The organism is Petrotoga halophila DSM 16923 (assembly GCF_002924615.1).
The window spans coordinates 32,207-45,756 of the sequence record NZ_JALY01000056.1 but is presented as its reverse complement, the minus strand read 5'-3'; the positions used below and the strand labels follow the sequence as shown (position 1 = coordinate 45,756).

Annotated in this window: 12 protein-coding genes, 2 tRNA genes and 1 other annotated feature (1 of these 15 cut by a window edge); of the genes, 7 read left to right on the top strand and 7 right to left on the bottom strand. The window is 33.5% G+C overall.

Annotated features, from left to right (window positions below):
- Positions 1–17: 17 nt before the first annotated feature.
- The 7 genes from AA81_RS02730 to AA81_RS02700 form a co-directional block, all read right to left on the bottom strand.
- Entirely contained in the window at positions 18–1,997 is a 1,980-nt protein-coding gene (locus AA81_RS02730; protein WP_103898113.1) for a glycoside hydrolase family 13 protein, read from the bottom strand.
- Between the two features lie 2 nt (positions 1,998–1,999).
- Complete coding sequence (gene abc-f / locus AA81_RS02725) at positions 2,000–3,829, bottom strand: ribosomal protection-like ABC-F family protein (protein WP_245863382.1); 1,830 nt, start codon at positions 3,827–3,829, stop codon at positions 2,000–2,002.
- Position 3,830: 1 nt separating this feature from the next.
- Entirely contained in the window at positions 3,831–4,808 is a 978-nt protein-coding gene (locus tag AA81_RS02720; protein ID WP_245863380.1) for an ABC transporter ATP-binding protein, read from the bottom strand.
- A complete protein-coding gene (gene smpB, locus AA81_RS02715; protein WP_103898111.1) occupies positions 4,765–5,217 on the bottom strand; it encodes an SsrA-binding protein SmpB in 453 nt (150 codons plus the stop codon). Before smpB ends, AA81_RS02720 begins: the two co-directional genes overlap by 44 nt.
- A 67-nt stretch (positions 5,218–5,284) precedes the next feature.
- Positions 5,285–6,394 carry a DNA integrity scanning diadenylate cyclase DisA gene (gene disA / locus AA81_RS02710; protein ID WP_103898110.1) on the bottom strand — a complete coding sequence of 370 codons (1,110 nt, stop codon included), beginning with the start codon at positions 6,392–6,394 and terminating at the stop codon, positions 5,285–5,287.
- 4 nt (positions 6,395–6,398) lie between these two features.
- Complete coding sequence (gene radA / locus AA81_RS02705; RefSeq protein ID WP_103898109.1) at positions 6,399–7,745, bottom strand: DNA repair protein RadA; 1,347 nt, start codon at positions 7,743–7,745, stop codon at positions 6,399–6,401.
- Positions 7,742–10,234 (bottom strand): ATP-dependent Clp protease ATP-binding subunit, encoded by a 2,493-nt coding sequence (locus tag AA81_RS02700; RefSeq protein WP_103898108.1) that lies wholly within the window; start codon positions 10,232–10,234, stop codon positions 7,742–7,744. Before AA81_RS02700 ends, radA begins: the two co-directional genes overlap by 4 nt.
- A 291-nt stretch (positions 10,235–10,525) precedes the next feature.
- Here AA81_RS02700 and AA81_RS02695 point away from each other — a divergent pair.
- The 7 genes from AA81_RS02695 (at position 10,526) to rplA (ending at position 13,501) form a co-directional block, all read left to right on the top strand.
- Positions 10,526–10,601 (top strand) — tRNA-Thr (locus AA81_RS02695).
- A gap of 24 nt (positions 10,602–10,625) precedes the next feature.
- A tRNA-Tyr gene (locus AA81_RS02690) sits at positions 10,626–10,712 on the top strand.
- Between the two features lie 41 nt (positions 10,713–10,753).
- A complete protein-coding gene (gene rpmG, locus AA81_RS02685) occupies positions 10,754–10,918 on the top strand; it encodes a 50S ribosomal protein L33 (protein WP_103076285.1) in 165 nt (54 codons plus the stop codon).
- Between the two features lie 37 nt (positions 10,919–10,955).
- Complete coding sequence (gene secE, locus AA81_RS02680; protein WP_012208210.1) at positions 10,956–11,174, top strand: preprotein translocase subunit SecE; 219 nt, start codon at positions 10,956–10,958, stop codon at positions 11,172–11,174.
- A gap of 56 nt (positions 11,175–11,230) precedes the next feature.
- Positions 11,231–12,295, top strand: coding sequence for a transcription termination/antitermination NusG family protein (locus tag AA81_RS02675; RefSeq protein WP_103898107.1), 1,065 nt, complete (start codon positions 11,231–11,233; stop codon positions 12,293–12,295).
- Positions 12,296–12,347: 52 nt separating this feature from the next.
- Positions 12,348–12,773 (top strand): 50S ribosomal protein L11, encoded by a 426-nt coding sequence (gene rplK / locus AA81_RS02670; protein WP_103898080.1) that lies wholly within the window; start codon positions 12,348–12,350, stop codon positions 12,771–12,773.
- A gap of 17 nt (positions 12,774–12,790) precedes the next feature.
- On the top strand, positions 12,791–13,501 hold the full coding sequence (gene rplA / locus AA81_RS02665; protein WP_103898106.1) for a 50S ribosomal protein L1: 711 nt from the start codon (positions 12,791–12,793) through the stop codon (positions 13,499–13,501).
- Positions 13,502–13,528: 27 nt separating this feature from the next.
- Positions 13,529–13,550 (top strand) — a sequence feature (ribosomal protein L10 leader region); it runs 117 nt beyond the window's last position.

Here is a 13,550-nt window from a genome sequence, read left to right as displayed (position 1 = left end):
TATGTAACTAAAGCGAATCAATTAATTTTAAATACAAGGGCAGTTTTCTCTGGGATTTTCAGAGATTTTTTGCCATCATTATAAGAATTATCTTCTAAATTGAAATCTTTTGTTGAGAATAAAAGAGTTATATTGCCTTCTTTTTTATCGAGTAGCCATAATGGTAGTTCAACATCCATCTCTTTTTCTTCTCTATTTATAATGGTGACTATATTTTCACTTTCATTCCATGAAGCGTAAGATACGTATCCACCATTCCAATCAAGAAAATCAAAAGATCCCTTTCTCAATGCAGAATGCTCTTTGTACATTTTAATTAATTCTTTTGTGAAATTAAACAACATTTTATTTTCTTCACTTTCTTTTCCCCAAGGGTAAGGTCTCCTATTATCTGGGTCTGTCCAACCTTCCAAACCTATTTCATCACCGTAGAATAATCCTGGTGATCCTGGAAGAGTAAACATTGTGACTAATCCTATTTTGAAAACATCTAAATCCTTTCCAAGGGAAGCTTCTTCATGAGTTTGCGGTCCCAATCTCCCAACTTTTTGTGTGGTTCTTGTCATCCATCTAGAATGATCATGGTTGCTTAGTTGGTTTAATGCAATAAATTTACTATTCATAGGTAATTGAGATAAAGCCCATCTCACTGAGTTAACGAAATACTCAGCATTTTTAAAGAGCTCAGGTTTGTGATTCTCGTTGTGTTTTTCCATGCCTGTAAGAAAATAACTAACGGGATCCATACAGGTTATATAATTCATTATAGAATCCCAACATTTTCTTTCTAACCAAGCAAGAGGTGATTTATAAATTTCTGCAAATATTATAGATTCAGGATTTGACTTTTTTACAACTTTGTAGAAGAATCTCCAAAAAGCCGTATTCATCTCAAAAGATTTGCCTAAATCATCTGCAACATCGAGTCTCCATCCATCTGCATTGAAAGGTTCGCTAACCCATTTTTTCCCGATATCCGCGATGTATTTCCATAAACTAATATTTCCATAATTCAATTTCGGTAGGGTGTGAAAGCCCCACCATCCCTCATAGCTCTTTTGAGCACTGTCCCAGTAAAAATAACTTTTGTAGGGAGAATCTTCGTTATGTAGACTACCTTCACCATACAAATTCATTTCGTCTATCCATTTATGGAAAGAACCACAGTGGTTGAAAACACCATCTAAAATAATTTTTATATCTTTTTCATGGGCTTTTTGAATCAAAAGCTTTAGAATTTCATCGCTTTTTTCAAGGTTCTTTATAGATGTAGTTCTGACTTTGTACTTTTCGTTCAGATCTTCCGAATCTTCCTCTATAACCCCAAAATGAGGGTCTACATGTTCGTAATCTTGAGTATCATATTTGTGCGGACTTGGAGAAACAAAGATAGGGTTTAGGTAAATCGTTTCCACTCCTAAATCTTTTAAGTAATCAATCTTTTCTAAAATTCCTTGTAAATCTCCGCCATAAAACTCCCTATGACCATTTTTAGGATCTGGCAGTGAGTTCCAATCTTTTTTTAAAACTTCTTGACCATCGTATTGATACTCATGGAATACTGGATCATTTGTTTCATCTCCGTTTTTGAATCGATCAACAAATATTTGATAATATATAGAACCATGGGACCATTTTGGAGTTTTAAAATCTGCGACGAGTACAAAGTCGTGAATAGCACGATTTTCTACAATACCCATAGCGTCATAGAACATTTTTTTGCCCTTTTCTATTAAATCTATTTCGAAATGGTACCTAACAATTCTATCTGGCATTTTGAAAGTACTTTCAAAAAAATAAAAGTAAGTAGTTTCTTTTAAGAGTTGCATTGGTTTATGTTGATAATTTTTTAAATTTTTTTGAGGAGTAAAGATAACACTTCCAATACTTTTACCTAAGTATTTTGGAATTCTTAGTTTAATCGTTACCTTGTCATCTATGCTTGGCTCCTCGGGATAAAAATAGGAGTTAGTTTGATCTGAATATATGCCTTTCATAATTATCCTCCGTAATTATTGTTTGAGATTTTAGTATGTTGATTTAATTCTTCTACATATTTACTTTCCAGTTTTTGTAGTTTTGTAAGTTCCTTTTCTAATTTGTTTTTTTCTTCAATTAATTCTAACACCTTATTATAATCGTCTCCATGCTCAAAAAGTTTAGCTTCAACTGAATCTAACTTTTCAAATAACAGTTCCGATTCCGCCCTGATTCTTGAAATTTCATTGTTTAAAGTTTTTATTCTGTTTTTTCTTTTTTTATTTTGTTCGTATTCTTTGTTTACTTTTTTTTCTTTTTTTATTTTAAAAGAGTTATTTTTTATTTCTTCTAAAAGAGATTGAATATTTTCAGATATTTTGGATTTCCCGTTGTCTATTAAAAGAAATTTGTTGGCGATGTTTTCAATAAAAGATTGGTCATGTGAGACAAAGATGATGGCTCCTGTGTACTCTTTGAGTGCTTGTTCCAAACTTTCAATTGTTAGGATATCCAAATGATTGGTAGGTTCATCCAATATCAAAACGTTTGGTTTCTCAAGTAAAATTTTAGCTAATGCCAATCTGGTGAGTTCTCCCCCAGAGAGTTCGCTTACTTTTTTGAACACTTCACTAGAATAGAATCCAAATCTCCCAAGATACTTTCTTACTTCGAAATCTTTCCAATCCTTTACCAATTCCCACGTTTCATTCAACACGTCAGATTCTTGAGAGAGATTAGATATAACTTGATCTAAATATCCGATTTTGATATTGTATCCCCATTCAATGTTCCCTTCATGATTTTCTAATTCACCTATCAATAATTTTAATAAAGTGCTCTTTCCGCACCCATTTTTTCCTAATATAGCTAATTTTTCTTCTTCGTAGAGTTCAAAAGAGATGTTTTCTAGTAATTTTTGTTCTTCGTTGTATGAAAAAGATAGGTCTTTAACCTCTACTACCTTGTAACCAGTTTTTGTGGGTTGGGGGATCTTTACGTCTATACCTTTTTCTTCTTCGATGTTTTGAATCTCTTGGAGTTCATTTTTCAACTCTTCCAATTTTCTTTCACGGATTACTGCCTGCCTGACCATTTTTTCTGTTCCCCAACTTCGGTAACGCTTTATCATTTTTTCGAGTCTTTCGATTTCTTTTTCTACGTTCTGTTTTCTTGAATTTACTGAATTTATATAAATTTCACGTGATTGGATGTATTCTTTGTAGGTTCCTTTGAATTCCCAAATCTTTGAATTGTTTATTTCCCAATATTTGTTACACAACTGTTTTAAAAATGTCCTGTCGTGGGATACGATAACCATTGCACCTTTGTAATTTTTGAGATAGTTGATTAACCAATCAATAGAGTAGAGATCCAGATGGTTAGTAGGTTCGTCAAGAAGTAATAAATCGCTTTTTTCAGAAAGGGTTTTTCCGAGGGATAATCTAGTCAATTCACCACCACTTAAACCAGAAACATTTCTGTCCCATTGGCCTTCTTCGAAACCAAGTCCCACTAGCAAACTCCTAACGTTCTTATCGACTATGTGTTCAGGTGTAATTTTTGAGACGCTTTCCTTTAAAAAGTCATACAAAGTAGGATCTGTTTTATTTAAATCTAATCTATATTGCTTTAAAAGAGATATATTTAAATCATTTTTCTTGAGCACTCGTCCTTCAATAGGCTCAATATTTCCTGAAATAATATTCAATAAAGTAGTTTTTCCGGCTCCATTTTTACCTATTAAAGCGATCCTATCGTTTTGATTTATAACCAAGTCGACATCATAAAAGAGGTAAAATTCACCAAAATTATGTGAGACATTTTCGAGTCTTAATAGCAAACTTATCACCTTAAGTATTTGTTTTCAATGGTTGATTTGGGGTTGATATTATATAAGAATATATGTCTTCCAGAGTTGGTCGTAATTTTCTAATCGAAACGCTGAAATTATTTATTGTAAATGAATTATCTTTCGAATCGATTATTACTTTTTCTTTGGATACGGGTTTTATTGCCAAAACATCCGAGAGATCTTTTAAATAGGCTAATATTTTTTCGTGGTCTTTTTCATCGAAAGTGAGCTCGTAAATATTAATTATAGAATCAAATCTTTTGTAAATATTTTCTATATTGTCTTTAATAACAATTTTTCCATCTATGATTATCCCTACACTTGTAGCTAATTGCTCAACTTCCCATAGATAATGGGACGTTATCACTATTGTTGTTCCATTTTTGATGTTTTCGTTTAATATATAACGCCTTATAAACCTTGAGGATTCTACATCTATGGCATTCGTTGGTTCATCCAACAAAAGTATTTTTGGGGATTTTAATAATGCTCTAGCTATATTCAACTTCTGTTTGTTGCCAGAAGAAAGGTTTTTAGTTAATTTGTTTTTATATTTTTCCAATCCAAAACTATGCAAAAACTCGTTAATTTTTTTATCACTGCCTTCGATATTTGAAGCTAAAGAAAATAATTTTAGGTTTTCATAAGGGGTTAAATCATTTTCCAATACAGAATAATCAGAGACTAAAGAGATCACCTTTCTAAGATTTGGTTTGTTTTTGGAAAGATCTTTTCCAAGTATTTCCACCTTTCCTTGTGAAGGATTTAAAAGTGTGGAAATAGTCTTCATAATGGTAGATTTGCCTGCACCATTGGGACCTATAAGTCCAAAAATCTCTCCTTCATTAATTTCTAGATCAACATTATCAACCGCAACCGTTTTCCCAAATCTTTTTGTTAAACCCTTAATTGATATTGCTGGTGAAATTTTTTCAGATATTTTCATATTTTTGTTGTTTTCTAATTCTCCTTTCATACTCTTTTTCTGCAATCTTTTCGCGCTTATCGTATTTTTTTAATCCTTTAGCCAAAGCGATTTTAACCTTTATCAGTCCTTTATTGTTAACATAGAATTCGAGCGGAATTATCGTCAAACCTTCCTGTTTAACTTTAGATTGCAAGCGCCTTATTTCTTTTTTATGAAGCAAAAGTTTCCTAGGTCTTTCTGGATCATGATTGAATATAGATGCCCCTGAATAGGGACTAATGTGAATATTGTATAAAATCATTTCTCCGTTTTCTATTTTACAGAAACTATCTTTGAAATTAATTTTTCTTGCCTTGCAGGATTTCACCTCGGTACCTAACAAAGAAATCCCTGCCTCGAAGGTTTCTAATATTTCATAATCGTGAGTAGCTTTTTTGTTTCTTGCCAGAATTGTTATATTTCTTCACCTCTAAAACTTATAATATTCTTTACAAAATTAATTTGAAAAACGATCATCAGCATAATTATTTCTTTTCTTTACTCATTATTTGCATAGTTTCCTCTTCCAATTCTTCTTTTTCCCTTTTCTTTTTATTTAATGCCCCCAAGATTATTTCCGCTCTCCTTTTACCTATTCCACTTACATTTGTTAATTCTTCAAAGGTGGCATTCATTAATTCTTGAAGGTTTGTAAAGCTTTCCACAACTTTTTTTACCGCAGTAGTTGGTAATCTAGTAGAATAAAGGATTCTATAACCTCTAGATGTTAAAGTTGTTTCCTCCAAATCATCTTCAGAGGAAACATCAATATACCCGAGAGTTTTCGCTATTTTGAATGGATCAACCAACTCGTTAAAGTCTAATTCTTTGAATATGCTTGTGGCATCTTCGGGCTTTTGATACTTTAAATTTTCTGAGCTGTAATCCATTATAACAGCGCCCACATACTTAGGGATTGTTCTTAATATTTCTTCGTATTCTAATTTTGCGCTTCCAGCGATTTCTCCCAATTCTAATAAATATTTTTCAGCTCTTTGTACAATTTTTATCGTTAGTAAACCTTTGGAAAGTATCTCAACAACGTCAGAGAGACTTACATTTCCCCTTGTCTCTTCGATGTTTAGATAGTCTAGAAGGTTCATAAAGCTTTGCCTGTATCTTTGTGCAATGGTAATTTCTTGATTTAATCTAGCAAATAAAACATTTTCAGGTAGCAGTTCGTATTTCATTTTGTTATAATACACTGAAACAATATTTCTTCTTTTAGAAACTGCGACTGTTAAATCTCCCGTTTGAATAGATACTTTTTCTGCAGTTTTGTGTCTCATGCCGGTTTCTGAACTAGGGATGCTCTTATCGGGATTAAGTTGTGCATTCGCTGCAAGAATTTGAGTTCCATCACTGTTTAAAACAATAGCCCCATCCATTTTTGAGAGTTCATAAATTTTTTCGGGTAAAAAATCAGAATCAAGTCTAAAGCCCAACTGTATTAGTCCTTCTTTAAGATGCTTTTCAGGTTGTGAACAAAAAAACAACAATGCTCCCAAGTTTGCTTCCATTATCCTGTCTATACCTTTTCTAATAGGCTTTCCTGGAGCTAACAAATCAAAAATTCTTTCTAATTTTTCGTTCAAAATTTCATCCCCCTTTTTTGAATAATTTTATCAAATCTTTTACACTTTCTGCAACTACAATAGAGTTTTTTCTAGGGGAAAAATTTTTTGGAATAACTATATTATTAAAACCAATTTTTTGTGAAAGCTCCAATCTTTTCTCTAAAAGAGGAATACCTCTTATTCTCCCATCTAAACCTATTTCTCCAAAGGCTATCGTCGAAGAAGAAAGCGGGGTATCGAATATCGAGGAGATTAAAGATAAAGCTATGGCAACATCCATTGAACTGTCATTGATCCTTAGTCCTCCTGCACTACTAACAAATATATCTTTACTTTCCAATGGGAGCTTCAACTTCTTGGAAAGTACTGCAATTATCATTAAAAGTCTATCTAAAGGTATACCCGAAGTAACCCTTCTAGGTGATCCGTATACCGGGTTACTGACTAAAGCTTGTATCTCTATTGGAAGTAATTTTTGACCAACTTTTACTATAGTTAAAGTGTTTCCTGACTCATTAGAATAATCAGACAAGAAAAAAGAATTTATATTATCTATTGGTTTTAAACCTTTTTGGGTTATTTCAAATAAAATAACTTCATCTGTGGGGCCGTACCGATTTTTAGTCACTTTTAAAAGCCTTAGTCCAGATCCACCTTCCAATTCCATTTGAAGAACGCAATCTACCATGTGTTCTAACACTTTTGGACCAGCAATAGCTCCTTCTTTGTTTACATGACCTACCAGAATTATAGGAATATTCATTTTTTTAGCGTATTCCACCATTTTTCTCGTGCTTTCTCTAACTTGGAGAATACTACCAGGTGAAGAATCAATACTGTCTATCTTTAAGGTTTGAACAGAATCTATGAAAATAACGGAAGGTATCATATTAGACTTTTCCATAGCATTAAGTATAACATCCACATTATTTTCGAATATTAATCCTATATTTTTATTTTTTATTTCCAACCGATTGAATCTTTGAACGACTTGTTCTGTCGATTCTTCACCTGAAACGTAGAAGATGAATCCTTCAGGTGTCTGAATAGACTTTGCGATTTGTGCCAATAAGGTGCTTTTTCCAATACCCGGGTCTCCACTCAACAAATAGACAGCACCTTCCACCAATCCACCGTTTAACACATTGTCAATTTCTCGAAAATTAGTAGGGATCTTTTTTGCTGGGGGAAGCTCTTGATCAAGAAAAACTATATCTGGAACTTTAAGGTGTCCAGTATCAATAGAAACATCCGCGGTATTATATTCTACCGCGGATTCTAATTCATTACACATAGGACATTTTGCAAACCATTTATCGGATTCATAACCGCAATTACTGCATACGTAGTGTTTTTGAGATTTTCTCAACTATTGACCACTTTCTTCTCCATTTGTTTCTTGTTTTTCGGACTTTTTCTAAAAGAAAGACTTTCTTTAGATTTTTTGTGAGTTACTAATATTTTATCTCCTTCTTCATATTTTCCTTTTAATAATTCTTCGGACAAAGGATCTTCAATGTATCTTTGTATAGCCCTTTTCAAAGGTCTTGCTCCAAAAACAGAATCATAACCCTTTTCCAATAAGAAATTGATAGCACTTTCTTTGACCGATAATGTAAGATTTCTTTCTTCTAATCTACTTTTTAGGTCACTTAGTTGAATGGATATAATATCTTTAAGTTGATTTTTAGTAAGTGGATGAAATACAATAACATCGTCTAATCTGTTTATGAACTCTGGTTTGAATGCTTTCTTCACTGCGGACATTACTTCTTGTTTTATGTCTTTGTATTCACTTTCCATTGTGCCTTCTTCTACAAAACCCAAACTTCTCTTAGTTTTGTTGATCTGTTCAGAACCAAGGTTAGAGGTCATAATAATTATTGTGTTTCTAAAGTCAACCGTTCTTCCTTGAGAATCTGTTAATCTTCCTTCATCCATTATTTGTAACAAAATATTGTATACATCTGTATGTGCTTTTTCTATTTCGTCCAGCAAAATTACGGAATAAGGTCTTCTTCTTACAATTTCCGTCAATTGACCGCCTTCATCGTAGCCAACATATCCTGGAGGAGCACCCACAAGTCTTGAGACGCTGAATTTTTCCATGTATTCACTCATATCAATTCTTACTAAATGTGTTTCGTTTCCAAAAAGATAGGCTGCTAAAGTCTTAGCTAGCTCAGTTTTTCCAACACCGGTTGGCCCTAAAAACATAAATACGCCTGTAGGTCTTTGTGGATCTTTTAATCCACTTCGTGCCCTCCTTATAGCCTTTGCAACTGATTTTATAGCTTCATCCTGTCCAACCACTCGTTCGTGTAATACTGCTTCCAAATTTAATAACTTTTCCATCTCTTCGAGACGGAGTTGTCTCAATGGGACACCTGTCCAATTGGATATTATTTCAGCTATATCTTCTTCATTTATTTGAATTATTCTATTTTCAGCTTCAGCTCTCCATTTTGAATATTCCTCTTCGTACTTTTCTTTCATCTTTGTTAGTTTTTCTTCAACGTTTTCTTTAGAATTGAGATCGTTTCTTTTGCTTTCAAAATCTACAATCTTTTCAGATTGAATTTTTAATTTATCAGGAAGCGTTAGAGCGCTTAAACGTGCTTTAGCGCCAGCTTCATCTATAACATCTATTGCTTTGTCTGGCAGGTGTCTATCTGTAATATACCTTGCCGAAAGCTGTACAGCTGACTGAATTGCAGAATGTTGATATTTAACTTTATGATGTTCCTCGTATTTGGATTTTATGCCTGACAAGATATTTATAGTCTCTTCAATAGTAGGTTCAGTTACATATATCTTTTGGAAACGTCTTTCAAGAGCGGGATCCTTTTCAATAAATTTTCTGTATTCACTTGCCGTGGTGGAACCAATCACAGTAATTTCTCCGCTTGCTAAGGCTGGTTTTAATACGTTTGCAGCATCCATAGAAGACCCCTCAGCTGCTCCAGCTTCTACAATCATATGTAATTCGTCGATAAAAAGAATAATATCTTCAGTTTTTTGCAATATTTGCATCAATTTTTTCATTCTTTTTTCGAACTCGCCTCGATATTTTGTTCCAGCTACTATTGAGGTAATATCCAAAGAAAAAATAGTTTTATTTTTTAATATCTCTGGCACTCGGCCTTCAACGATTCTTTGTGCCAAGCCCTCAACTATCGCACTTTTACCTACACCTGCCTCACCTATCAAAACAGGATTATTCTTTTTTCTTCTCGCCAATATTTCCATTATACGGTTTATTTCTATTTCTCTTCCTATTATAGGATCCAATTTACGATTCTCAGCTTGTGCGGTTAAATCAGTTCCATATTCTTCAAGTTGCTTAAGTGCATTTTGCTTTTGACGTTTTCTTTCTTCTGACTCTTCGGTTTTAGCAATCTCCATTCGTCCAGTTGATCTACCCTTAATCATCATTTCCGTTAGTTCTTTTCTCAACAAAGTTAGATTTATTCCGGAACGCTTCAATATATGAGAAGCTATTCCTTCTGCTTCTCTACAGATGCCTAAAAGAAGATGTTCGGCGTCTATCTTACCAAACCCCATGAGTTCAGATTCATCATATGCCAACTCTAATATTCTTTTAGCTCTTGGGGTAGGTTGTGGAGATCCTATTATTCCCTGGGTTGAATTCGTACCAACAACATTGGTTATTTCCATCTTTATAGAATTATAGTATAAATTAAATTCCTCAAATACAGTATCTAAATGGCCTCCTCCAACTTTCAACAGTCCCAATAGAATATGTTCTGTTCCAACATAGGGGTGTCCCATCTGTTTTGCTTCATTTTGAGCTTCAATAAAAACTTTTGCAGCTCGTTCTGTAAAATTATCAAACATGTCTACTCTCCTCCTTTACCGTACACCTAAGCAACAAAAACTACCGATAAGTTCGCGTCGCTGTATATAGAAATGTTATTATTTACTGTCCTTTGTATTCTCGTTTCACTATTATTTTACCATGAATATTGTTAAAAACAAAATATGTAAAGATAAATTCTTTGTTATTGGATTTTTTGACAACGATAGGTTATCAAGTTAAAGTACAATTTAATATATTTTTAACTTAAAATCCATTGACAACGTTTTTGTGGTTTGATATAATCAACTTCAGTTGGTAAATAATGAGTTGCCGATGTAGCTCAACTGGCAGAGCGGCTGACTTGTAATCAGCAGGTTGGGGGTTCAAGTCCCTTCATCGGCTCCACTATTTCTTGGATAACCTTATTATGGTGAGGTGCCCGAGTGGCCAAAGGGGGCGGACTGTAAATCCGCTGGCAGATTGCCTTCGAAGGTTCGAATCCTTCCCTCACCACCATTTATATTATTTATTAATTTATCCCGAAAGAGGTGATAACATTGGCTGCTAAATCTCAAATTATAAAGTTTTCTTTGAAATGCACAGAATGTAATAATAGAAACTACTATAAAAAGAAAAATAGGAATTACAAAGAAAAAATCGAATTAAAAAAGTACTGTCCCCATTGTAGAAAACATACTCTTCATGTGGAATCAAAAATTTAATTGTGTATTTTTCATAACTATATGGGAGTGTTTATAAATGTCTAAATTTTGGATTTTTTTGACTTCCGTTTGGCAAGAAGCGAAGAAAATTAATTGGCCTACAAGAAAAGAGTTGCTAAATTCTACTTTGGTTGTGTTAATTGTTATAGCAATCTTTGCTGTTTATCTTTTTGCGGTTGATTTTGGGCTTTTACAGCTGTTTTCATGGTTGGTTTATCCGGTTTTCTTGAGAGGAAGCGGGGTACCTACTCAATAATTATTTGATTTGAGACACATAAATTGTTGACAGAGACGTGGTGAGAATAATATAAGATGCGAAAAGAATGGTATGTACTACAAGTTTATTCAGGGATGGAAAATAAAGTTAAAGAAACTCTCGAAGAGAGAATAAAAAATTTAGGGTATGAAAAGTATTTTGGTAAAATAATAATACCCGAAGTTGATGAATTAAATTATAGTAATAAAAGAGTGCAGAAAATCTATATCGAAAAAGAAGCTCAAATATTCGTTAAAAAAGGTAATGATGTAAAGAAGGGAGACATTTTAGCAAAAGAACCAGAAATATTCGCAAAAACAGCTGGAAAGATAGTAGATATAAAAAATTTTCGAAAAATCCTTGTTGAGACAGAAGGGAAAAAATATTCAAAGACTTTTTTGATACCAGAGAGTGCTGGTTTATTAGCTGGATTAAAGGCTGGGAAAAAAGTACGAGCAGATACACCATTTAGTAAGAATCTTGAATATAAGAGTGATGTTGATGGTGAGATTGTCTCTGTTGAAAAAGTTAAAAGAGTAGTCATTGAAAATGAATCGAAAGAAAAGGATATCTATTTATTACCTCGTGAAACCTTTATCCATGAGAGATTTAAGGTTGGAAGTAACGTTCGAATAGGTGATAAACTATGTGAGCCTAAAGAGTATAAGGCGAAGTTTTCTGGAAGAATAGATATTAGAGAGACTCCTTTTCACAAAGAGATAAAAATTATAAAAACAAAAAAGAAGAATTTATTTCCGGGTTATGTTTTTGTTGAAATGATGTATACTAAAGAAACTGAAGAATTAGTTAGCAATTTGCCTTATGTATCTACTATCTTAAATATAGGTGGAAAACCTGTAAAATTGAATAAAAATGAGATTAGAGTTGTTCTTAGATTAATGGGTGAGGAAGCTTATCAAAAAAGGCAAGTTAAAGAGATCAGAACCGATTTCGAAGTAGGAGAACATGTAAAGATCATAAATGGTCCTTTTGAATATTTTACAGGTAAAATTAAAGATTATGATCTGGAAAAACAAGAAGTACAAGTTGTAGTCACCATGTTTGGACGTGAAACTACAGTAACATTATCTTTAGGAGAAATTGAAAAGATCATTGAATAAAGAGAATGTGGGAGGGATTTTTCCCAATTTACCACAAGGAGGTTAAAAGTTTATGGCAAAAAAGCTTTTGAGAGTTGTGAAATTACAATTGGAAGCTGGTAAAGCGACACCTGCTCCACCTGTTGGACCGGCACTGGGGCAATATGGTGTAAATTTGATGGAATTTTGTAAGAAGTTCAACGCTGCAACTGCGGATCAAGCAGGAACATTGTTACCAGTAGAAATATCTGTTTTTGAAGATAGGTCCTTCACGTTTATAGTAAAAACTCCTCCCGCTTCTTTTTTAATAAAAAAAGCTGCCGGTCTTAAATCCGCCGCCAAGGAACCAGGCAAGGAAGTTGTTGCTAAAGTTAAGAGGAAACAGCTTCGTGAGATTGCTGAAATGAAGATGAAAGATCTGAATGCTAAGGATTTAGATGCGGCTACGAATATTATTGCCGGAACTGCAAGAAGCATGGGAATAGAAATTGAAGATTAAGAAGGGAGGAGAGGTTTATGCCAAAACATGGAAAAAAATATAGAGAAGTGATAAAACTTGTTGATAAACAAAAAAATTACGATATCGATGAAGCCTTGGATTTAGTAAAAAAGACTTCTTACACAAAATTCGATGGTACTGTAGAACTACATGTGCTTTTGGGAATAGATCCTAAAAAGGGAGATCAAAACGTTAGAGGTACAATTTCATTACCAAAAGGAACGGGTAAAAATGTGAGAGTTTTAGTTTTTGCAGAGGGAGAAAAAGCTGAGCAGGCTAAGCAAGCAGGGGCTGATTTTGTTGGTTCGGATGATTTAATAGAGAGAATAAACAACGAAGGTTGGACTGATTTTGATGTAGCAATAGCTACTCCCGACATAATGAGAAAGATAGGAAGGCTTGGTAAAGTATTAGGTCCAAGAGGTCTTATGCCTTCTCCAAAAGCGGGAACGGTAACCGATGACGTAGCTCAAGCTGTTAAAGAATTTAAAGCTGGTAAAGTGGAAGTTAGAAATGACAGAACTGGAAACATACACGTTCCTATCGGTAAGGTTTCTTTCGACAAAGATGATTTAAAAGAAAACTTAATTTCCGCTTTTGAGCAGTTAATGAGGATGAAACCAGAAAACTCTAAGGGAAAATTTATTAGAAAAGCTGTGATAGCCGCAACGATGGGACCAGGTATCAATATCGATTTAAGCACATTATCTTTAGCAACAGTTGCCTAACTTAAAGGATTTTAATTTAATTAAAAAGTAACAATAGATTGCGTGCCAA